Below are 19971 nucleotides of genomic sequence, written 5' to 3' on the forward strand. Positions count from 1 at the left end.
CTGATGGCCCGGCTGGGGAAGCATTTCCCCGGCTGGGTCCCGGCAGGCCTAATGGATTTGCGGGTTTGAGCGGCGACCGTGGTCGGGCAGCACGGGCAGCTAGTCGGTGGGTGGACGCTGCCGCTGCCGCTTGGTGGCGGAGCGCTGCTTCTTGGCATCGAGGCGCCGGTGATTGGAACCCCGGGTCGGTTTGGTTTTACGCCGGGCAGCAGCTTCCGGCGCGAGGCCGTCCGCCACCATCTCCGCAAGTTTGGCCAAGGCAATCTCCCGGTTGCGCAGCTGGGAGCGCTGCTCCGAGACGGTCACGGTGACGGTACCGGCAATAAGGTGCCGCTTCAGGCGCCTCAGCAGTATTTGCCTCTGCGTGTCGGACAGCGAGGCCGAGGCAGCCACATTCCAGGAAAGCGCCGCGCGGCTGTCCGAAGTATTCACATGCTGACCGCCCGGGCCTGAGGAGCGCGAGAAACGCCAGCTCAGTTCCGACGCGGGAATTGTCAGCGCTGGGGACACGGTCAGATCCATGTCTCCAGCCTCCCACGGGAGCATCCCGGCCGGGTTAATCCCCACCCGTGGGCGCGGATTTCAGCAGGTCCGGCCGTTTCAGCCTGCCTGCTCGCCATCCTCGAGGGCGGCGGTGCATTGGGTGAGCCCCCGGCCCAGCGCCGCTGCGCCGGATTCGCCGAGGCGGGACAGCATCCGCTGCTCCACGCCGTCGACCGCCGCTTCCGCTTCGGCCAGGGCGGCCATGCCGACGGCGGTAACCGCCGCGGGCAGTGCCCGGCCCGACGCCGGACGTGCCGGCCGCTCGACCAGACCGCGGTCCTGGAGGCCCTGCAGCAGTGCATTCATGGACTGGCGGGTGACGAAGGCGCTCCGGGCAAGCTCAGCGGCCGAAATGCCCGGCTCCTGCTGCAGGAAGTGCAGGCACACGTACTGGGGAACGCTCAGTCCCAGCGGACGGAGCACCTCGTCCATCCTGCTGTGAAGCACCGCCTGGGCGCGCTTGAGCAGATAACCAATCTGCAGTTCTTCATCCTTGACCATGTCAATATCCTGACATATGCTCAACATGTCAGGACCCTGACATTGACCAAAGGAATCACAATGACAGTAACCGGACCCGATTTCATTGCCCTGCAGGTACGCGACCTGGCCAAAGCCGCGTCCTTTTACGAGGATGTTGTCGGGCTGACCCGCGCGCCCGTCTCACCGCCGCATGCCGTCGTCTTTGCCACGACGCCCATCGCGTTTGCCGTGCGGGAAACCATTCCCGGCGTTGACCTGGACTCGGTGGCACAGCCCGGACTCGGCGTCGTTCTCTGGCTGCACGATCCGGAGGCCGCGGCGCTGCACCGGACCATGGCGGATGCCGGGGTAACCATTCCCCAGGAACCCTTCGAGGGGCCGTTCGGCACCACCTTCACCTTTCTGGATCCGGAGGGCTATGCGGTGACCATCCACAGCGGGAGCTAGGTCCGCTGCTCCGCGCTTAGACCGCTTTCACCACCGGCAGGTCCGACCACTCCGTGGTGTAGCGCGGCGAAGCGAAATTCCGCGCCATGGACCAGTCCGGCTTGGCCGAAGACATCCCCGCCAGCCCCAGTCCGATGCTGGCGGCGCCGTACTTGTTTGTCACCTGCGCCAGCAGCGGGCCGATGTCCTTCTGCTCCGGCCCCGCGTCGAACAGGTCGAACGCCGGTTCGGCCCCGGCGGGGGAGAGGCCGGTGAGCATGATTCCGGCCTTGACGTACCGGGCGCCCTCCACCACCTGGGAATCCATGGCGGCTATTGCCGCGCGGGTGAGGACCAGCGGATCGGCCGTGGGCCGCTGAAGCCGGACCGTGGCCGAGGGCGAGGAGCCCTCCTTGCCGCTGAACCGCGACGTGGCCGCGAAGACCGTCATCACGGTTGCCAGCTGGCCCTCTTTCGCCAGCCGGATCGCCGCCTTCTGCGCATACAGGCTCATCACCTGGCGCATCGATTCCCGGGTGACCACCGGTGTCGCAAAGCTGCGCGAGAACAGCACCTGCTGCTTGTCCGCGGACTCGGTCTCCATGGGAATGCACGCGGTGCCGTTTAATTCCAGCACCGTCCGCTGCAGCACCACGGAGAATTTGGCGCGGATGACGGCGGGGTCCGCGGCACGCAGATCGGCCACGGTATGGATGCCCAGCGCGTTCAGCCGTGTGCCGTTGCGCGCACCCACGCCCCATAATCCGGTGACGGGCACGCGGGACATGATGGTGTCGACGACGGCGGGACCCAGGGTGTCGAGGTTGCAGACCCCGCCCATGTGGGGATTCTGCTTGGCGATCCGGTTCGCGAATTTGGCCAGGGTTTTGGTGGGTCCGATCCCCACACACACCGGCAGGCCGATGTTCCGCGCCACGCCGGCCCGAATCTCGGTGCCCCGGTTCCGCAGTTCTTCATCGGTGCCGTGCAGATGCAGGAAACACTCGTCAATCGAGTAGATCTCCTGCTCGGAGGAATAGCGTCCCAGCAGCTGCATCACCCGCGAGCTCAAGTCCCCGTACAGCTCGTAGTTGCTGGAGCGCTGCACCAGGCCCAGCTTCGGGGCGGCCTCGGCCAGCTTGAACCACGGCTCGCCCGTCTTGATCCCGAGCGCCTTGGCCTCATCGGAGCGGGCCACCACGCAGCCGTCGTTGTTGGAGAGCACCACCACCGGAATGCCGGCCAGCCGGGGATCGAAGACGCGCTCGCAGGAGACGTAGAAGCTGTTTACGTCCACCAGGGCGATGCGGTGCCGCTCAGCCACGCTGGACGCTAAACATAGTGCAGGCACCGGGTCACGACGCCCCACACGGACAGTTCCGCCGGATCCGGCACCCGGATGTCCACGGAATCGGGGCTGTCTGCATGCAGGAAGATGCCCTGTCCCGTCAGCAGCAGCCGGCGGACAATCAGCTCACCGTTGAGGACGGCGACGACGACGGACCCGTCCCTGGGCGTCAGTGAGCGGTCCACGATCAGCTCGTCACCGTCGCTGATTCCCGCACCGTCCATGGCCCCGCCGGAGACCCGCATGATGAACGTGGAGGTGGCATCCCGGATGAGGTGCCTGTTCAGGTCGATTCCGGCATCGTAATAATCCTGGGCGGGGGAAGCGAACCCGGCGGGAAGGGTGGAGCCGCGTGCGGCCGGCTGCTCATTGGCGCCGCCGGAACGCGGGCCGGGAGCGGAAGAAAAGACGGGCACCGCGCAACCTCCCTAGAACACACCTTCGAATGCTTTCAGGTTAGCACCGGCCCGGAATTCCACCAGCCCCTCCGCGCCGGGCCGGGCCGGAGGTCTGGCCCATCCGGGAAGAGGGACCTAGGCTGACAGCGGCGGCAGGCTGCCGCCGTCAACCCCAGGAGAAACGATGAAGCAGACACCAGTACGTACCGTCATCAGCCCCGGCCGCTATGTGCAGGGGGCCGGTGCCATCCACCGGCTCGGTGAGTTTCTCAGCCAGATCGGCAAAACGCCGCTGCTGGTGGCCGACGACGTCGTCTGGGGTTTTGTAGGACACGACATTGGCAGCTCCCTGCAGACAGCCGAGCTGCCGCTCACCCGCGAGGTCTTCAACGGAACGCCCACGGCCGCTGAAATCGACCGGCTTACCGACGCCATCCGGTCCGCCGGCGCGGATGTGGTGGTGGGAGTGGGAGGCGGCAGCACCATAGACGCGTGCAAGGCAGCCGGCGACGCCGCCGGAATCCGCTGGGCATCGGTGCCCACTGTCGCCTCCACTGACGCGCCGACGTCGGCGCTCGCCGTTGTCTACACGGCCGACGGGGCCTTCGAGGAATACCGGTTCTTCGCACGGAATCCTGATCTGGTGCTGGTGGACTCCCAGATTGTAGCCAACGCACCGGCGTCGTTCCTGGCCTACGGTGTGGGGGATGCCCTGGCCACCTGGCTGGAAGCACGGGCCACAGCCGCCTCCTTTTCTCTGACCATGGCCGGGGGACTGCCCACCGAGACCGGCACGGCGCTGGCGCGGCTGAGCTGGGATGTGCTCTGGGAATTCGCGCTTCCCGCCCTCGACGCTGCCCGGGACCACCTCGTTACGCCGGCGCTGGAGAAGGTTATCGAGGCCAATACGCTGCTGTCCGGCCTGGGGTTTGAATCGGGCGGGCTGGCAGCGGCACATGCCATTCACAACGGCCTGACCGCGGCACCGCAAACACACGGACTGGCCCACGGGCAAAAAGTGAACATCGGCTCAGTGACGCAGCTCGTGCTCGAGGGCGCTCCCACGGCGGAGATCCGCGACTTTGTGGAGTTCACAACGCGCGTGGGCCTGCCGAACACGCTGACCGAGGTGGGCCTGTCAGTGGACGATGCCCGCGAACTTGACCTCGTGGCGGAGGCAGCCACGGTTCCCGGGGAAACCATGAAGTCCATGCCCTTTGACGTTGGCCCCGCCGACGTGGTTGCCGCACTGAAATCGATCGAACGTTTTTCACGCCGGGTGCGGCGGGAAGCGGGCCTGCCCGAACCGGTGCCGTACAAAACGCACTAGGCGCACTAGGCTCCCCGCAGAGCTGCGACGGGTTCAATGCGCGTGGCCCTGCGGGCCGGAAAGCTGCCGGCCGCGAGCCCGACGAGCGCTCCGAGGAGCGCCCCGCCGCACGCAACCAGCGGGCTCAGGACAGGCGTCCACTGTTGGGACAGGGAGATGGTGATGACGGCGAAGACCCCCGCCGCCGCCCCGAGGATCCCGCCCAGGAGCCCGATAATCACCGACTCGGCGACAAATTGGGCCGCGATTTGGCGGCGGGTTGCACCAATGGCCCGGCGCAGACCGATTTCTCCCGTGCGTTCCATGACGGAGAGCATCGTCACGTTCGCAATTCCCACGCCGCCGGCAAGAAGCACCACCACGGACATCACCACAAAAATGAGATTGACATCCGCCTGGATGTTTCCCGCGAGCTGGGACCGTCCCTGCGGGGCGGCGACGTCGATGCGTTCGGGGTCGTCGGGGGAAAGGGACAGTGCGGCCTGGTCCGCAACCTGGGGACCGGCACCAATAACGATCCTGGCCTGGACCTCCCCGGGCGCACTGAGGCCAAAGTCGGAGCGCGCCGCTCCGGTGGAAATGACCACGCTCTCCAGCAGCTCGGTGCGCTGCTGCACGTCACCGAAGACGCCGACGACGGCGTAGGGCAGGCCGTCGATGAAGATGGACGGCTGGGAGTCCACCCGGGTGATGCCCAGGCGGTCTGCGAGCCTGTTGCCCAGGACCGCCACGCGGTCATGCCGCAGGTCATGTCCGGAGTCAAAGAGGCGGCCGTACCGGACGTTGCCTTCAAGCGTGTCGACGAGCCCGGCGGAGGCGGCAAAGACCCGCGGCGCCGCTCCGGGGACAGCGGAGGGATCGTTGACGGGCACCGCCGTCACCGTGCCGTCCCGGAGTTCCACTTCCGCGATAAGCGCTGCCTGTTCAATTCCGGCGATGCGCTCCATGCGTTCCACCGCGTCCCAGGGCAGGGAAGCTGTTGCCACACTGTTGCCGTCGGCGTTCCGTGCCGTGGCGGGGGATGCGATGACCTGGGTGGCGGCGAAGGCGTCGAATTGCCGGGCGAGTTGCCCCGCAGTGGTCTGGGCGAACCCGAGAGTGGCCACCAGGGCTCCGATGCCGAGGATGGTTCCGGCAAGGGTCATCAGGAGCCGGCCTGGCCGAGTCCCCAGATCCGCCGTTGCTTCGAGCAGCAGGTCAGCAAAGCTGAAGCGGTCTGCGGCGGGAACAGGTGAAACGAGTCCGGTCGCTGCCGGGTCCTCAGGGTTCCGGTGCTGTTTTGTGCGGGCGAGCTTCATGCGGGCGAACTCACCCGGCCGTCGGCAATCCGGACGCACCGGGGCGCGCGCTGCGCCACGGCGTGGTCGTGGGTAATGATGACCAGCGCCAGGCCGTCGGTGACCAGTTCTTCGAACAGTGCCATGACATCCTGCGTGGTGGCTCCGTCAAGGTTGCCGGTGGGCTCGTCAGCCAGCACCAGGCTGGGCCGGGTGACGACGGCGCGTGCCACCGCCACCCGCTGGCGTTCACCGCCGGACAGGGTGCCGGGCAGGAAATCGATGCGGTGGCCCAGACCCACGCGGACGAGCGCTTCGCGGGCCCGGTCAACACGTTCGCCGCGGGGAGTTCCGCTGTAAAGCATGGGCATCATGACGTTTTCCAGCACCGACCGCCGCGGCATCAGGTGGAAGGCTTGGAACACGAATCCGATGCGCTGTGCCCGGACCGCCGCACGCCGGTCCTCGTCCAGGACGCCGGTCAGGTGGCCGTCAAAGCGGTATTCGCCGACACTGGGCCGGTCCAGCAGACCGAGGATGTTGAGCATCGTGGACTTTCCGGATCCGCTCGGGCCGACGATCGAGACGTAGTCTCCCTCCTGCACCGTGAGGTTAATGCCCTTCAGCGCCTGCACTTCCGGCGGGCCGGGAAAGGACCGGGTGACGTCGCGCAGTTCCACAAGGGGGACGCTCACTTGCCCACCACAACCAGGTCACCCTCGGCCAGCGTCCCGTCAAGCGGGGTTATTTCCACGGCACCGGGAGTTGCCAGGCCGCTGCGGACAACCACCAGCCGGGTGGCTGTCTGTTCACCGTCCCGGGGGTCTCCTTCGGCAACTTCCACGCGGGTCTCGCCACCCGGACCGGCGGTGAGGGCTGCATAGGGGACGGACAGCACCTCGCCGTCCGTGGCGCCGACGGCGATCGACACGCGAACGTTGGAGCCTTGGAGCTCCTGGATTTGTTCCGGGTTCAGGGGATCGGGCCGCAGCTCGACGCCCCACCGGGAAGAGTCTCCTTCCCCCGGAGCCACTGCTGTGATCGTGGCCGAATGCGTGCTGCCGTCAGGCAGGGCAAAAGTGGCCTTGTCCTCGACTTTGAGCAGGCGGGCGTCTGCTTCCGCAGCGGAGCCGGACAGCCCAAGGGTTGCACCGGAAACCGTCATGGCGGGCCCGTCCAGAATGGAGCCGCGCTGGGTGGTTACCGCGTCCACCCGGCGGGGAAGATTCGCCAGATACAGCACCTCGCCGGCCGGCAAAGCGGGCAGGGCGGCTTCTTCGGCACGGACGAGTTCCGCCTGAACCTGAGCGAGCTGTTCGGTTGCGGTGTCCACCGCCGCGCGCTGCGGTGCATCGGTCCGGTCCGAGCCGATTTCCTGCCGGCGCAGCTGAGCCAGCTCGAGCGCATCCGTCAGGTTGCCGATCTGTACCGGATCCTGGGGCTTGGACTGCCTTGCTGCGGCGAGTTCCCGCTGCATGCTGGCCACCGTGTTGTCGGCTTCGCGGATCTCGACGGGCGTGGCACCCACGCGCGTTGCTGCAAGCTCACTCCGTGCCGCGGCCAGGCTCTGCTCCGCCATCCGGACTGACTCCTGCGCTGCCCGGAGGGACTCCGGACTTCCCTGCTCCGACTCGGGAACCGCGTATCCGGCCGTCGCATAAAGGGCGGCGACGGCGTTGGCCGCCTCAATGCCGAAGACCGGATCCGCCGGGTCACCGGCATCAATGCCCACCGTGCGGACGGCCGTCTTGAACTGGACCACATCGGGACCGGAGACCCCGAGGAAGAGAGCCCGGTACGCAGGCAGCTCGCCGGGAAGAACAATGACGGGCCGGCCGGCAACCTCCAGGGCCACCGACAGCGCCTCCAAGTCCGCGCCCACTTCCGGCACCTGACCGGTGACGACTGCCGGCCCGGCAATCGAGGTGGTGTCGATGCGTACTTCCACGGGGTCCGCGTAGGCCACTTCTCCGCGGATGGTCACGTCGTTGCTGAGCTTCCCGTACTGGACGGGAACGGTAATCAGGCCGGGTGCCGGTGCCTCCGCATCAGTGGCGTCTGCGGGGGAGATCAGGAACCTTCCCAGGACCAGTCCGGCCACCAGGCTCAGTATTGCCGCGGCGGCCACCATCCACAGGGTCCTGTTGCGCTGGAACATTGCGGCGAGGCCTGCCCGCCGCGATGGCCCGGAGGTGTCCTGCTCACTTTGCCGTCCGTCGGTGTCGTCCAGGAGCAGACCCAGATTGGTGGTTTCCTCCGGCTGCCGGCGTGAACGCCTGCGTCCGAGCTGCGCCACTCAGCTTCCCTGCTCAAGGTCAGCCCGGAAGGCTTCGAGTTCCGCCTTATGGTCATCCACAAACTGCTGCTCGCGCTTGAACTGGACCTCCAGCATTTTGTCCCGGTATTCCGTCTTTTCCCGGCAGTCGAGATCGGCGAGGGCGAGCTCAATTTCCTCTTTGCCGAGTTCGGACATGTCGGCTTCGTCCGATCCGGCGGGGGCGGTTTCGCCAGACGCGGCGCTGGTGGCCGTGGCCGTTGGGGCGGAATTTTCGTAGGCGGCATTCATCTTCTCGTTGATGCTGTTCTGGGCATCCTGCTGCGCCGAGAATCCGGGGTGCCCGGCGTCGGCCATGCAGGCAGCCCACTCAGCATTAAGCGTGGAAATTTCCGGGGCGCTCATTGCGTCTTCCCAAAGCGTATTCATGGCATCCATCAAGGGCTTGTGCTCATCGGATGTCATGGCGTTGTCCCCGTCCCTCTCATGCTGCGCCCAGCCGGAGCAGCCGGCTGTCGACCAGTCCCATTCCACGGCTTCACCGTCCGCCGGCATATCTTCTTCATCCGGGGCCGGACCGTATAAGGCCTCATAGAAAGCGGTTCGCTCTGATTCCGACAGGGTTTCCGCATAGTCGGCGTTGACGTCTTCGTACTCGGTGGCATCGCTGGAGTCCGTTTCTTCCCTCCCGGGGAAGTTGACCATGCCGTAGCCGTATTGGGATACCCATTCCCGGGAGTCAGGATTCCATTCCTCGGCGGATCCCTCGGAAAAGGAGAAACTCTGGACATTCGGCTTGTATTCGAACCCTTCTTCCTTCATGCACTGGGCCACCAGTTCTTCCCGTTGGCGGTCCTCCTCTGCATATTTCTTCTCCTGCTCTTCAGGGCTCAGGTCAGCCCCATAGGCGGACGCCATGAATTCAGTCAAAGGTGAGTCTCTGGCGGCGGGAGATTCTTCAGCTTCACCGGACGAGCCGCACCCGCTAAGCACGATGGAGAAACACAAAGCGGCAAAAAGCGCTGCGGCGCGCGGGGAATGTTGCACGGGAACCTCTTTTAGGAATGCGGGCAGTGAACCTGCGGATTCAGGTATGTCAAAGAATGCCCCACGCTCTGCCCGGAAACAGGCTGTCCGCCGGTAACATTTCCATCTCATCTGCTCTTCCCGGCATTTAGGGAGCAGGATTCCGCGGCCATGCCGGCGGAGCCCTGCCGGCATGTGGATGCGGTTTAGGGCGCGTCCGCCGGTACGGACACCGAGGTGACGGCCGGCTGGGGGCTGCTGCCCGACTCCGTAGTAAAGAGGAAAACTGATGCCAGAATGCCAATGGCCAGGACCGCAGCAAGCAGGACGCCGCTGATGATGGCGATCACCCAGGCGCTGCGCGGCCGCGGGCGCCGGCGGACCAGGGCAATGACCGCCAGTACCAGGGAGAGTCCGGCGAGGGGGAAGAACAGGGGAGTGAGGAAAACGGACAGAACGAGCGCGGTGAGGGCAATAATGCCCGACGGCGTGCCCAGCCATGTGCGGTCGGCCCCCGCCCGCACGGCCGAGGCAGTCTCTTCCGGCTCCGTGCCGGCGGCCGTATCATTCATGTGCTCTGTTCCTTCGGGAGTATGGCGAGCAGCGGTGGATGCCGGGGACGGGCGGGACCTCATGACTCGAGATCCTCCTCCTGTGCCAGGAACCCCTGCCGTTTTCCGTGCATCGACAACACAATGTCCAGCACCCGAAGGTCCGAGACGGGCTCGGTAATGCCGGAGAGCCTGCGGATATCCTCCAGCCGTTCGGACAGCACCCCGTCGGTGAAGGAGTCGTGCCAATACTGCCATTGTTTCTCAGGCCCCGGCAGCGCCGTTACCCTGCGAATGATGGAGTCATACACCGGAATCAGGCGGGGGCGCTTCCGGGACAGAAGTTTGCTGGCGGTGCTCGGACCCACACCCCAGCCACCGCCGTCGCTGTGCCGTTCGCGCAGGAGGTTCCAGAGCTGGCGCGCCGGACTGTCCGGGCCCAGATCCTGCAGGGGATCGGCGTCGGGCAGATCGAGGTCTGCTGGAATGGAGGCCAGCACATCGGAAATGGCTGCGGCGTGCGTGTCCAGCAGAGCCACAGCTGTCCGGGCCGGAATCTTCACTGAGCGGAAAGAGGCGGCCACGACGTCGTCCGCCGTGAACCGGTTCCTCACAGCGGAGGCGTCGCCGCCGCCGGCCCAGGAATCAAACCGTGAACTGCTGCGGACCTGGCCGGTGCGAGGCATAAGTTCGGTGAAAAAGTCGTGCAGATTCCGGGCGGCCGACTCAACGGTGATTTCCCCCGTCGAAATAACTCTCTTCATGAATGCCCCAAAGGGAAGTAGGAACGGTGATGGACGCTTATTGACCCACACCCTACTGGCGTCTTATAGGCTCCGGCTATGGTTATAACCTTTCGGCCCATGATCGAATCCGCGGAGGAAACGCGGCACATCATGCAATTCCTTGTTTCGAACCGGTTTCCGTTCCATATGCGGGCGGAGCACTCGGAAGAGTCCGCCCGCGAAGCAGTGGACAGCGGCCGCTTCTGGTCCGCGGAGTCCGCAGGCTACTGGATTCTTGCTGACGCCGAATGCGTCGGGCTGGTGGTCCTCGACGACCTTACAGATGACACTCCCATGTTCGATCTGCGGCTGGGCGAGGCATACCGCGGCCGGGGCCTGGGCCCGCAGGTCCTGAAAGCCCTCTGTTCGTTCGTGTTTGAACGGTTTCCCGAACCGGTGCGGTTTGAGGGCCAAACGCGGGAGGACAACATTGCCATGCGCCGGACCTTCCTGCAGGCGGGCTTCATTAAAGAAGCCCACTACCGGATGGCCTGGCCCACCAGGGAGGGGACGAGGGTGGCATCGGTTGCCTATGCCATCCTCCGCCCGGACTGGGAAAACAATGCGACCACGCCCCTGGAATGGGACGATCTGCCTCTGACCTCCCGCTAGACTTCTCCGCAACCGGCCGTTGCTGCCGGAGGATCCGGGGGAATCGTGGCCATGAGCTCAGACACCGCTATATCCGTGCGCGGGCTGACCAAGAAGTACGGTGCCACCACGGCCGTGGACGACCTCTCCTTTGAGGTGGAACCCGGCAGCGTCTTCGCTTTCCTGGGGACCAACGGCGCCGGGAAGTCCACCACCATTTCCTGCCTTACCACCGTGATTTCCTTCAACGCCGGTCAGGCCACGGTCAGCGGGCACGACGTGCGCACCGAGGCCGGGGAAGTCCGCCGGGACATCGGCGTTGTTTTCCAGGACTCCGTGCTGGACCCAATGCTCACCGGCCGGGAGAACCTGCGGACGCGGGCCAGGTTCTATTCGGATGACGCCGCAGACAACGATGCCCGCATCAAGGAACTGAGCATCCTGATCGGGATCGGCGATTTTATGGACCGCCGCTACGGCACCTATTCCGGCGGCCAGCGGCGCCGCGTCGACATTGCCCGCGCACTGCTGCATTCGCCGTCGATCCTCTTTCTGGACGAACCCACCGCAGGGCTTGATCCGGCCAGCCGCGCCATGGTCTGGTCCACCATCCGCGAGCTGCGGGACCGGCACGGGCTCACAGTTTTCCTCACCACGCACTACATGGAGGAAACCGAGGAAGCTGACCGGGTGTGCATCATCGAGCGGGGCCGGATCATCGCCGACGGCACGCCGGCGCAGCTGCGGGCACAGCACAGCAACTCCGTCCTCAGCATCACCACTGCCGACCGTCCGGCCCTGCTGGCACTTGCCGCCGCGCAGGGCGCCCACATCCGCGACGCGGACGACGGCGGGGTGGTGCGTCTCGTCGTCGACAGCGCCGAAACCGCACGCCGAATCCTTGCGGAGCACGCAGACGCTGTGGAGGACTTTGAATTCCGGCACGGCACCATGGATGACGTTTTCCTGGCGCTGACCGGGCATGAGGGGGAAACGGCATGAACATCGTAGGAACGCTGATGTCCCGCAACCTGCGGCTGTTCTTCCGCGACCGGATGGGCGTGTTCTTCTCGCTGCTCTCGGCGTTGATCCTCTTCCTGCTCTATACGCTGTTCCTGGGCAGCAACCAGGTTGACGGGCTTCAGGAGTCCTTTCCGGCAGCCACGAGGGACGACGTCAAGGGCTTCGTGGACACCTGGATGTTCGCCGGAATTGTCGGCATTACCGCCGTCACCACCGGCCTGGGCGCGATGAACGTTTTTGTGGACGACTCGTCGTCGGGCCGTTTCCGGGACTTCCTGGTCTCCCCGATCCGCCGTGAAACGCTGATTGTGGGCTACCTGCTCTCCGCCGCCGTCGTTGCCCTGATCATGACCACGGTGGTGCTCATCATCAGTCTGGTCTACCTGTATTTGGTGGACGGAGTCAGCTTCGATGCGGGAACAATCGCCACGGTGTACGGCTTTCTGGCGCTGAGCTGCGTGGCGTTCGCGGCGCTGAGCGCCTTTGCGGTGTCCCTGGTGCGCACTGCCGGGGCGTATTCGGCCCTTTCAACCATTGTTGGCACCATTCTCGGTTTTCTCGCCGGCTCCTACATTCCAGTGGGTGCCCTGCCCGAGGGGGTCCGCACGGTAGTCAACGCACTGCCTTTCATGCAGTCGGCGGTGCCCGTTCGGCAGGAAATGACGGCGGATTCCCTGCAGGCGCTGACCGGCGGCTCCCCGGAAGCGGTCACCGAGCTGCAGGAACTGTTCGGCATCACCGCCTCCGTGGGGGACTGGGCCGTCACCAATACCTACGTGGTGATCATTCTTGCCGCGATGACGGTGGTGTTCACCCTGCTGGCCGCCGTCCGGATCCGCCGCCGGATCGGCTGACTGGCGGCGGCATTACCGCGGCATCACAGCGGCAGGGCGGGCCGGGGATCCCGGGAGAGGATTCCCATCGTCAGCGAGTCCGCCCAGTCGCCCTCCCACAGCAGGGCTTCACGCTGGCGTCCCTCCACCGTGAACCCGGCCTTTTCATAGGCGCGCCGGGCGCGCGGATTGAAATCAAAAACTTCCAGTGCCACCCGGTGCACGCCCAGGTCATCAAACGCATGCCCGACGACGGCGGCGGTTGCCTCGGTGCCGTAGCCCTGTCCCCGCGCGTCAGCCGGTGTCAGGGCGATGCGGAACCCCACTGACTCATTGTCTGCGTCGAGATCATTCAGGACGACTTCGCCCAGATACCGTTCGTCCGGGTGCTGTTCATCTGCTCGGCGGATCACCGCCCAATCTCCGCGGTCGTGCCGGGCGGCAAGCCCTGCCAGCCACTCCCGGATCTGTTCGGGGGTGAATTCTGCGTGGGTTCCGGTCAGCCGCCGTGCTTCCGGATCCTGGAGGCCGGCCCACGCACCCTCAAAGTGTTCCGGTCCCAGCGGTTCCAGGCGAAGCCGTGCCGTGGTCAGGGTGGCCTGATGGGCAAAGAGGTTTCCGGGAAGCATGCGGTTAGCCTACTGGGGGCCTGCGGAAACCTCGTAAATGATTTCCAGCCCGTCTTCGTCGTCCCACTGGGAGCCGTTTTCAACAAACCCGTACTGCAGCACCAGGTTCCGGGATGCTTCATTGTCCGGGCTGACGGTGGCCCGCACGGTGCGGACGGCCGGTTCACGCGCCGCCCGGGCCAGCAGCAGTTCCAAGGCGGCGCGGGCGTACCCGCGTCGGCGCAGCAGCGGATCCACTGAATAGCCCAATTCCACCATGCCGTCCGTATCCGGCGGTCCGTGAAAGCCTGCACAGCCCACGGCCTGGCCCGAGGTCCTGTCCACGATCGCCCCGGTAACCCAGCCGGCGTCGTCGGGCGCTGCCGCCAGCTGGGCGCTGCGGTATTTCCACAGCGACTGCCGATCGGAGGAAAAATGCCGGGTCAGCGGGACGGGTGAAAGCCGGTTGGCGGTGTCCAGATCCCCTGCGGCCAGCGCGTTGATGGCGGCCGGCGGCAGCTGCACCAGGTCAACGGCGGGTTGCTTGGAGGCGGGGAGCTTGGAAGCGGGGCGCTGCGGTGCGCGGTGCTGCTCAGTCGCCCGCGGGGCGGGGCTCGGTGATGGAGTGGCCATCGGTCCATTATGGGTGCGCCGGCACGGAACTTCTTCACGGCCGGAGCCGGGACGCTCACACTGGGAGTCAGAACGCTTCCGGTTTCCGAGCTGTCAGCACAAGGAGCACCCATGAATACCGATCAGGTTCTCATCATCGGCTCCGGGCCGTCCGGATACACGGCAGCCATCTATGCCGCCCGTGCAGGTTTGAAGCCGCGGGTCCTGGCCGGTTCGGTGACTGCCGGCGGAGCCCTCATGAACACCACCGAGGTGGAGAACTTTCCCGGTTTCCCGGACGGGATCCAGGGTCCGGACCTTATGGACAGCCTGCGCCGGCAGGCGGAAAAGTTCGGCGCCGTGGTGCAGTATGACGACGTCGTGTCGGTGGAACTGCGCGGGCACACCAAGCGGGTGGAGACCGGAGCCGGGGACAAGTACAAGGCGCGCAGCGTCATCCTGGCCACGGGATCTGCGTACAAGGAACTGGGCCTGCCCGAGGAGAAACGCCTCAACGGCCGCGGCATCTCCTGGTGTGCCACCTGCGACGGTTTCTTCTTCCGCAACCAGGACGTGCTGGTGGTGGGCGGCGGGGATTCGGCCATGGAGGAAGCGCTGTTCCTCAGCCGGTTCGGTAGAACCGTGACGGTAATTGTGCGGCGCGGCGAGCTGCGGGCGTCACGCATCATGGCCATGCGGGCGAAGAACCACGAGAAGATCCGGTTCGAGTGGAACAGTGAAGTGACTACAGTGCACGGAGATGACAAGGTCACCGGGGTAACCCTCACGGATACTGTCACCGGCGAGAAACGGAAGCTGGCGGCAACGGGTGTGTTCGTGGCAATCGGACATGTGCCGCGGACCGAGCTGCTGCACGGCCAGGTGGAGCTGGATCCGGAGGGCTACGTCACCGTTGCCGCTCCCACCACGGCCACCACCGCTGACGGTGTTTTTGCCTGCGGGGACGTGGTGGACCACCGCTACCGCCAGGCCATTACCGCCGCAGGCACGGGCTGTGCCGCGGCCCTTGATGCGGAGCGGTATCTCGCTGCAGTGCAGGACGCGGACAGCATCGCCACGGCACTGGTGGAAGGCACGCTGTCGGACTGAAACACTGCTGTGGGCCGTAGGATCTCCAGACAGGCACCACAATCCAACTGGAGGCTCCTCGTGAAGATCATTGCGGCCGACGTCATTGTGACGAGCCCAAGCCGGAACTTCGTCACCCTGAAGATCACCACTGATGAGGGAATCACCGGTCTTGGGGACGCCACCCTGAACGGCCGGGAGCTTGCCGTGGCCGCATATCTGACCGAGCACGTGACCCAGCTGCTGATTGACCGGGACCCGCACCGGATCGAAGACACCTGGCAGTTTCTGTACCGCAGTTCCTACTGGCGGCGCGGGCCCGTGACCATGGCCGCCATCGCCGCCGTCGACATGGCGCTGTGGGACATCAAGGGCAAAGCCGCCAACATGCCCGTTTACCAGCTGCTGGGCGGTGCCTCGCGCACGGGGCTGCGGACCTACGGGCATGCGTCCGGGCGGGATATTCCCGAGCTCTTTGACTCCATCCGCGAGCATCTTGAAGCCGGCTACAAATCCATCCGGGTGCAGTCTTCCGTGCCCGGGATCAAGGCGCTGTATGGGGTTGCCGCGCAGGTGCAGGCCACCGGAGAGCGCTACGACTTTGAACCCGCGGGCCGCGGCGCCCAGCCGGCGGAGGAAGACTGGGACACCCGTGCCTACCTGCGCCACGTGCCCACGGTCTTTGAAGCAGTCCGCAGTGAATTCGGTCCGGAACTGCCGCTGCTCCACGACGGGCACCACCGCATGACACCCATTCAGGCCGCCAAGCTGGGCAAATCACTGGAACCGTATGACCTCTTCTGGCTCGAGGACGTCACCCCTGCCGAGAACCAGGAGGCCTTCCGGCTCATCCGCCGGCACACCACCACGCCGCTGGCCGTGGGGGAGGTTTTCAACACGGTCTTTGATTTCCAAACCCTGATCCGCGAACAGCTGATTGACTACGTGCGGGCAGCGTCGACGCACTTCGGCGGTATTTCGCCGCTGAAGAAAGTCATGGACTATGCGGCGCAGTACCAGATCAAGTCTGGTTTTCACGGGCCCACTGATGTCTCACCCGTCGGTCTTGCGGCCCAGAGCCATGTGGGCCTGGCCATCCACAACTTCGGCATCCAGGAGTACATGGAGCACAGCAGCAGGACCAACGAGGTCTTTGAGCAGTCCATGGTCTTCAAGGACGGTTACCTCCATCCGGGGGACAAGCCCGGCCTCGGCGTCGAGCTCAATGAGGAGGCAGCGGCGTCGTACCCCTACCAGCAGGCCTACCTGCCGTACAACCGGCTGACCGACGGAACCGTCCACGACTGGTGAGGCGCGCCGTCGTCGTTCTCCTGCCGGGCTTTCGCGGTGCCGGGCTCAGGCGGCTCCGCTGAAAGTCAGCACCAGCAGTGTGATGTTCAGGCCCACCAGGAGGACCGCCACCAGGGTGCCCAGCGCCGTCGTCCACCAGCGGTTGGTGTGCGCGCCCATCAGGTCACGCCGGGACGTCAGCCATACCAGCGGGATCAAAGCGAAGGGGATGCCGAAAGAGAGGATGACCTGGCTGAGGACCAGCGCCCAGGTCGGATCGATTCCTGCGGCCAGAATCAGCAGTGCGGGAATCAGCGTGATGAGCCGGCGCAGGAGCATGGGCATCTGAATGTTCAGCAGTCCGTGCATAATTTCGGCGCCCGCATAAGCACCCACGGAGGTGGAAGCCAGCCCGGAAGCCAGCAGTCCGACGGCGAACAAAGTGGCCACAGCGCCGCCCAGCGATGCGGCGATCGCTGCATGGGCACCTTCCAAGGTGTCCGTTCCTGCCACGCCCTGCAGGGAGCTGGCTGCCAGCAGCAGGATCGCCAGGTTCACGGTTCCGGCGACCGCCAATGCAATCGTGACATCCCACTTTGTGGCACGGATCAGCCGCAGCGTAGTCAGCACAGCAGTGCGTTCCGGGAACCTGTCCCGGGTGAGCGCGGAATGCGCGTAAATGGCGTGCGGCATCACTGTTGCGCCAAGAATTGATGCGGCCAGCAGCACGGACTCACTGCCTTCGAAGCGGGGGATCAGCCCCGCCGCCACGCCTCCGGCATCGGGAGGGGAAATGACGACTCCCGCGGTGAAACCTACGGCGATGATCGCCATCATGGACACAATCACGTACTCAAATGTGCGGTGCCGTCCGCTGCCCTGGAGTCCGAGGACTGCGATGGAAACCAGGCCCGTAATGATGCCGCCCAGCAACAGCGGCAGATCGAACAGCAGCCAAAGGGCGACGGCGCCGCCGATCACTTCTGCGATGTCCGTTGCCATCGCTACGAGTTCCGCCTGCAGCCAGTACAGGCGCCGTCCCGTGTTCCGGCCCATCCGCTGTCCCAGCAGTTCAGGCAGGGATTTGCCGGTTACGAGTCCGAGTTTTGCCGAGAGGTACTGGATGAGCCAGGCCATGATGTTCGCAGCAACCACCACCCATACGAGCAGGTAGCCGAAGCGCGCTCCGGCAGTCATGTTGCTGGCCACGTTTCCGGGGTCCAGATAGGCAACGCCGGCAACCAGGGCAGGTCCGAGCATCCAGATCAGCCGCTTGGGTGCCGGCATGGTCAGGGTCTGGCTGCCGCTGTTGGGGGTCGCTTTTTCGTGGCGGCCCTCCGTTTCATCGGCATCCTCGGACTGTGGTGCTCCTGTCTGCAGGATTGTCTTACGGCTCATGACAGCAAGCTAGCACGAAAGTTCGGTGCACCGAAGTCTTGGTGGAGGTCTGGCTCAAAGTAGGGGCTGGGACGGCTGCGGGGGTGGCAGTCGGGGTGATCGCGTGGGTGGTTGCGGGCAGCAGATGATCCTCGGAAAAAGACGGGTATCCGGCCCGTATTAAAAGCGCCGATTTTGGGTCTTTCGGAGCTGTTTTCGGGTCGGGAATGTCGGTGGCGGGTGAAATCCTGAGGACATGGATCAGCACGGATCTTCTTCAGGGAACGCTTCTGCCGGTAAGGGCGGAAGCCGCGATGGTGCGCCCGCAGGTGGTGTTTGCGTTGGTGACGCTTGCGCCGGGGGCCGGACGGCACCGGGACCGAGCCTGTCTGTCTACGCCGCCGAGCCCGGCACCGTCGAGACTGTTTCTTCCGGTCCGTCCTGCCGTGACGGGTTCACCGGTGGTCTGGCTCTGCAGGGGGTTGAGGTCTTTGACCAGGATGAAGCCGGTGCGGTTCTGGCCCGGTTGGATCACCTTGTCCGGTGGGCTCAGGCCCAGCAGGCCAGAGTCCTGAACCGGATGGAAGACATTTTTCGGAACGGTTTCCTGCCGGAGACCAGCTCGAGTGAGGCTGATGCGCAGCAGACGGGCCTACCGAAAAACCGTCAGGTGGATCCGGGGCTGGCTTTCAGTCTCGCTGCGGAGGAAGCAGCAGCGATCCTGCATCTGCCTACCGGCACCGCGAAGATGCTCATGATCGACGCCGGTACCCTCTGCCACACCCACACGGCCACCCTTGAGCATCTGGAAGCGGGCGCCCTCGGGTATGGGCAGGTGCAGACCGTGTTGGAGCAGTCCCAGAACATTCCTTCCGCGGATCTGCCCGGGTTCGAGCAGGATCTGCTGGTCGCGGCCGGACTGCAGGGTGGGGGTTTGACCCTGGCGCAGTTCCGGGTCAAAGCCCGCCGGCTGCGCGAAACCCGCTATCCGGAGACCATTCCCGTCCGGCACAAGAGCGCGTTCGACACCCGCCGCGTGTGTTTGCAGCCGGACACGGACGGGATGTCGTGGCTGTCGGCGTTCCTTCCGGCGCAGCGGGCGCAGGCGATTTATACGCAGCTCAGTGTTGCGGCCCGGGGCGAGCAGGGGGCCGGAGACCCCCGCCCCGTGGATCAGCTGCGGGCCGACATCCTGGCTGACCTGCTGACCAGCGGCAGCAGGTCCGGAGACCCGGGCAGCAACACCGGCGGTGAAGGTGATGGTGACGGTGTGTGGGTCCCGGGCGGGAAGGAGAACGGAAACTCAGATTCTGACCCGGATTCTCGGGCGGGCGAGACCTCGGATTCGGGCGCAGGGAAGAACACCAGTGACCAGGGCCGTCCCGTGAGGCATGGTTCCGGTGCCCGGACCGAGATCCTGGTCCTGATCACCGCTGAAACCCTGCTCGGCGCCGATGAAGATCCTGCCGAACTGCACGGGTACGGGCCGATCAGTGCCGAAACAGCCCGCAGGCTCGCCCGCCAGGCGGCCCGGTGGACTCCGGTGGAACGTGACCGGCACACCGAAGAAGTCCTGAGGGTTGGCCGCCGGCGCAAAGTCCCGCCCGGACTCCAGCGCTGGCTGCGCGCCCGGGACGGTACCTGCCGGTTCCCGGGCTGCCGCACCAACGCCCTGATCTCCGAGATCGACCACACCACCCCCTGGTCCCGCGGCGGGACAACGGATCATGACAACCTCGAACATTTGTGCCGGAGGCATCACATGTTCAAGACCCGGGGGTTCTGGAAAGCCCGGCAGCACTCACCCGGGATTATTGAATGGGTTTCACCGGGAGGCCGGGTCTACCGCACCGAACCGCATCTCCACCTTGGCCCGGGTTCAGGCACGGATGCAGTCTCTAAACCCAACCGCACACCAGGGGTAGACACCGGGATACCGGGGAGGCTGGAATCACTGCCATCATCTTCGCCGTCGTCGCCATCACCTTCGCCATCGCTTTGGGGATCACCCGACGATCCCAATCCTTACGACTACGGCGACGACCCACCGCCCTTCTGAGATCGGCCCTTCTGACAGCACTCAGCAGAGAGAACGTTCTGCCGCAT

21 protein-coding genes are annotated in these 19971 nt (G+C 65.4%); 8 read left to right on the plus strand and 13 right to left on the minus strand.

Annotated elements, in window-relative coordinates:
• Positions 1-99: 99 nt before the first annotated feature.
• The gene (gene arfB, locus ACIQXM_RS09065; RefSeq protein ID WP_400930604.1) at positions 100-522 is read right to left on the minus strand and encodes an alternative ribosome rescue aminoacyl-tRNA hydrolase ArfB; all 423 of its coding nucleotides are present in this window, start codon (positions 520-522) and stop codon (positions 100-102) included.
• 78 nt (positions 523-600) lie between these two features.
• Entirely contained in the window at positions 601-1044 is a 444-nt protein-coding gene (locus ACIQXM_RS09070; protein WP_400930606.1) for a MarR family winged helix-turn-helix transcriptional regulator, read from the minus strand.
• 60 nt (positions 1045-1104) lie between these two features.
• Between ACIQXM_RS09070 and ACIQXM_RS09075 the strand changes: the two genes are divergently transcribed.
• Entirely contained in the window at positions 1105-1473 is a 369-nt protein-coding gene (locus ACIQXM_RS09075; protein ID WP_400930608.1) for a VOC family protein, read from the plus strand.
• Between the two features lie 16 nt (positions 1474-1489).
• Here ACIQXM_RS09075 and ACIQXM_RS09080 read toward each other — a convergent pair whose 3' ends face one another.
• Both ACIQXM_RS09080 and ACIQXM_RS09085 read right to left on the minus strand, forming a co-directional pair.
• The gene (locus tag ACIQXM_RS09080; RefSeq protein ID WP_400930610.1) at positions 1490-2776 is read right to left on the minus strand and encodes a Y-family DNA polymerase; all 1287 of its coding nucleotides are present in this window, start codon (positions 2774-2776) and stop codon (positions 1490-1492) included.
• A gap of 8 nt (positions 2777-2784) precedes the next feature.
• Positions 2785-3216: a LexA family protein gene (locus ACIQXM_RS09085; protein WP_400930612.1), complete on the minus strand. Its 432-nt coding sequence runs from the start codon at positions 3214-3216 to the stop codon at positions 2785-2787.
• Between the two features lie 166 nt (positions 3217-3382).
• On the opposite strand from ACIQXM_RS09085, the gene ACIQXM_RS09090 reads away from it, so the two are divergent.
• Positions 3383-4528, plus strand: a complete 1146-nt coding sequence (locus ACIQXM_RS09090) for a glycerol dehydrogenase (RefSeq protein ID WP_400930614.1) — start codon at positions 3383-3385, stop codon at positions 4526-4528.
• A gap of 5 nt (positions 4529-4533) precedes the next feature.
• On the opposite strand, the gene ACIQXM_RS09095 is transcribed toward ACIQXM_RS09090, so the two are convergent.
• The 6 genes from ACIQXM_RS09095 to ACIQXM_RS09120 form a co-directional block, all read right to left on the minus strand.
• Positions 4534-5826, minus strand: coding sequence for an ABC transporter permease (locus ACIQXM_RS09095; protein WP_400930616.1), 1293 nt, complete (start codon positions 5824-5826; stop codon positions 4534-4536).
• Positions 5823-6500, minus strand: coding sequence for an ABC transporter ATP-binding protein (locus ACIQXM_RS09100; RefSeq protein WP_400930618.1), 678 nt, complete (start codon positions 6498-6500; stop codon positions 5823-5825). The genes ACIQXM_RS09095 and ACIQXM_RS09100 overlap by 4 nt, the downstream gene beginning before the upstream one ends.
• On the minus strand, positions 6497-8101 hold the full coding sequence (locus tag ACIQXM_RS09105; RefSeq protein ID WP_400930619.1) for a hypothetical protein: 1605 nt from the start codon (positions 8099-8101) through the stop codon (positions 6497-6499). Before ACIQXM_RS09105 ends, ACIQXM_RS09100 begins: the two co-directional genes overlap by 4 nt.
• Positions 8102-9010 carry a hypothetical protein gene (locus ACIQXM_RS09110; RefSeq protein ID WP_400930621.1) on the minus strand — a complete coding sequence of 303 codons (909 nt, stop codon included), beginning with the start codon at positions 9008-9010 and terminating at the stop codon, positions 8102-8104.
• A 302-nt stretch (positions 9011-9312) separates the two neighbouring features.
• Positions 9313-9678 carry a hypothetical protein gene (locus ACIQXM_RS09115; RefSeq protein ID WP_400930623.1) on the minus strand — a complete coding sequence of 122 codons (366 nt, stop codon included), beginning with the start codon at positions 9676-9678 and terminating at the stop codon, positions 9313-9315.
• Positions 9679-9737: 59 nt separating this feature from the next.
• Positions 9738-10421 (minus strand): DUF6308 family protein, encoded by a 684-nt coding sequence (locus tag ACIQXM_RS09120; RefSeq protein WP_400930625.1) that lies wholly within the window; start codon positions 10419-10421, stop codon positions 9738-9740.
• A 78-nt stretch (positions 10422-10499) separates the two neighbouring features.
• On the opposite strand from ACIQXM_RS09120, the gene ACIQXM_RS09125 reads away from it, so the two are divergent.
• The 3 genes from ACIQXM_RS09125 to ACIQXM_RS09135 are packed head-to-tail and all read left to right on the plus strand — an operon-like array spanning position 10500 to position 12910.
• Positions 10500-11054: a GNAT family N-acetyltransferase gene (locus ACIQXM_RS09125; RefSeq protein ID WP_400930627.1), complete on the plus strand. Its 555-nt coding sequence runs from the start codon at positions 10500-10502 to the stop codon at positions 11052-11054.
• Positions 11055-11105: 51 nt separating this feature from the next.
• On the plus strand, positions 11106-12035 hold the full coding sequence (locus ACIQXM_RS09130) for an ATP-binding cassette domain-containing protein (RefSeq protein ID WP_400930629.1): 930 nt from the start codon (positions 11106-11108) through the stop codon (positions 12033-12035).
• On the plus strand, positions 12032-12910 hold the full coding sequence (locus ACIQXM_RS09135; RefSeq protein ID WP_400930631.1) for an ABC transporter permease: 879 nt from the start codon (positions 12032-12034) through the stop codon (positions 12908-12910). The genes ACIQXM_RS09130 and ACIQXM_RS09135 overlap by 4 nt, the downstream gene beginning before the upstream one ends.
• Positions 12911-12933: 23 nt before the next feature.
• Here the strand turns inward: ACIQXM_RS09135 and ACIQXM_RS09140 are convergent, their stop codons facing one another.
• Both ACIQXM_RS09140 and ACIQXM_RS09145 read right to left on the minus strand, forming a co-directional pair.
• Positions 12934-13518: a GNAT family N-acetyltransferase gene (locus tag ACIQXM_RS09140; protein ID WP_400930633.1), complete on the minus strand. Its 585-nt coding sequence runs from the start codon at positions 13516-13518 to the stop codon at positions 12934-12936.
• Positions 13519-13527: 9 nt separating this feature from the next.
• Positions 13528-14130, minus strand: coding sequence for a GNAT family N-acetyltransferase (locus tag ACIQXM_RS09145; RefSeq protein ID WP_400930635.1), 603 nt, complete (start codon positions 14128-14130; stop codon positions 13528-13530).
• A gap of 111 nt (positions 14131-14241) precedes the next feature.
• Here ACIQXM_RS09145 and trxB point away from each other — a divergent pair, with 111 nt between their 5' ends.
• Together trxB and manD are read left to right on the plus strand one after the other, a co-directional pair.
• A complete protein-coding gene (gene trxB / locus ACIQXM_RS09150) occupies positions 14242-15219 on the plus strand; it encodes a thioredoxin-disulfide reductase (RefSeq protein ID WP_400930637.1) in 978 nt (325 codons plus the stop codon).
• A gap of 60 nt (positions 15220-15279) precedes the next feature.
• On the plus strand, positions 15280-16509 hold the full coding sequence (gene manD / locus ACIQXM_RS09155; RefSeq protein WP_400930639.1) for a D-mannonate dehydratase ManD: 1230 nt from the start codon (positions 15280-15282) through the stop codon (positions 16507-16509).
• A gap of 45 nt (positions 16510-16554) precedes the next feature.
• Here manD and ACIQXM_RS09160 read toward each other — a convergent pair whose 3' ends face one another.
• A complete protein-coding gene (locus ACIQXM_RS09160) occupies positions 16555-17886 on the minus strand; it encodes an Nramp family divalent metal transporter (protein WP_400930641.1) in 1332 nt (443 codons plus the stop codon).
• 235 nt (positions 17887-18121) lie between these two features.
• Here ACIQXM_RS09160 and ACIQXM_RS09165 point away from each other — a divergent pair, with 235 nt between their 5' ends.
• The gene (locus ACIQXM_RS09165) at positions 18122-19924 is read left to right on the plus strand and encodes a DUF222 domain-containing protein (protein WP_400930643.1); all 1803 of its coding nucleotides are present in this window, start codon (positions 18122-18124) and stop codon (positions 19922-19924) included.
• Positions 19925-19971 lie beyond the last annotated feature (47 nt).

The sequence above is a fragment of the Arthrobacter sp. NPDC097144 genome, from assembly GCF_044762205.1.
Classification (GTDB): Bacteria; Actinomycetota; Actinomycetes; order Actinomycetales; family Micrococcaceae; genus Arthrobacter_B.

Excerpts from the sequence above, each read along its gene's own strand:
- arfB (WP_400930604.1), bottom strand. The coding sequence starts at position 522 with ATGGATCTGACCGTGTCCCCAGCGCTGACAATTCCCGCGTCGGAACTG.
- ACIQXM_RS09070 (WP_400930606.1), bottom strand. The coding sequence starts at position 1,044 with ATGGTCAAGGATGAAGAACTGCAGATTGGTTATCTGCTCAAGCGCGCC.
- ACIQXM_RS09075 (WP_400930608.1), top strand. The coding sequence starts at position 1,105 with ATGACAGTAACCGGACCCGATTTCATTGCCCTGCAGGTACGCGACCTG.
- ACIQXM_RS09090 (WP_400930614.1), top strand. The coding sequence starts at position 3,383 with ATGAAGCAGACACCAGTACGTACCGTCATCAGCCCCGGCCGCTATGTG.
- ACIQXM_RS09095 (WP_400930616.1), bottom strand. The coding sequence starts at position 5,826 with ATGAAGCTCGCCCGCACAAAACAGCACCGGAACCCTGAGGACCCGGCA.
- ACIQXM_RS09115 (WP_400930623.1), bottom strand. The coding sequence starts at position 9,678 with ATGAATGATACGGCCGCCGGCACGGAGCCGGAAGAGACTGCCTCGGCC.
- ACIQXM_RS09120 (WP_400930625.1), bottom strand. The coding sequence starts at position 10,421 with ATGAAGAGAGTTATTTCGACGGGGGAAATCACCGTTGAGTCGGCCGCC.
- ACIQXM_RS09125 (WP_400930627.1), top strand. The coding sequence starts at position 10,500 with ATGGTTATAACCTTTCGGCCCATGATCGAATCCGCGGAGGAAACGCGG.
- ACIQXM_RS09130 (WP_400930629.1), top strand. The coding sequence starts at position 11,106 with ATGAGCTCAGACACCGCTATATCCGTGCGCGGGCTGACCAAGAAGTAC.
- ACIQXM_RS09135 (WP_400930631.1), top strand. The coding sequence starts at position 12,032 with ATGAACATCGTAGGAACGCTGATGTCCCGCAACCTGCGGCTGTTCTTC.
- ACIQXM_RS09140 (WP_400930633.1), bottom strand. The coding sequence starts at position 13,518 with ATGCTTCCCGGAAACCTCTTTGCCCATCAGGCCACCCTGACCACGGCA.
- ACIQXM_RS09145 (WP_400930635.1), bottom strand. The coding sequence starts at position 14,130 with ATGGCCACTCCATCACCGAGCCCCGCCCCGCGGGCGACTGAGCAGCAC.
- trxB (WP_400930637.1), top strand. The coding sequence starts at position 14,242 with ATGAATACCGATCAGGTTCTCATCATCGGCTCCGGGCCGTCCGGATAC.
- ACIQXM_RS09160 (WP_400930641.1), bottom strand. The coding sequence starts at position 17,886 with ATGAGCCGTAAGACAATCCTGCAGACAGGAGCACCACAGTCCGAGGAT.
- ACIQXM_RS09165 (WP_400930643.1), top strand. The coding sequence starts at position 18,122 with ATGGATCAGCACGGATCTTCTTCAGGGAACGCTTCTGCCGGTAAGGGC.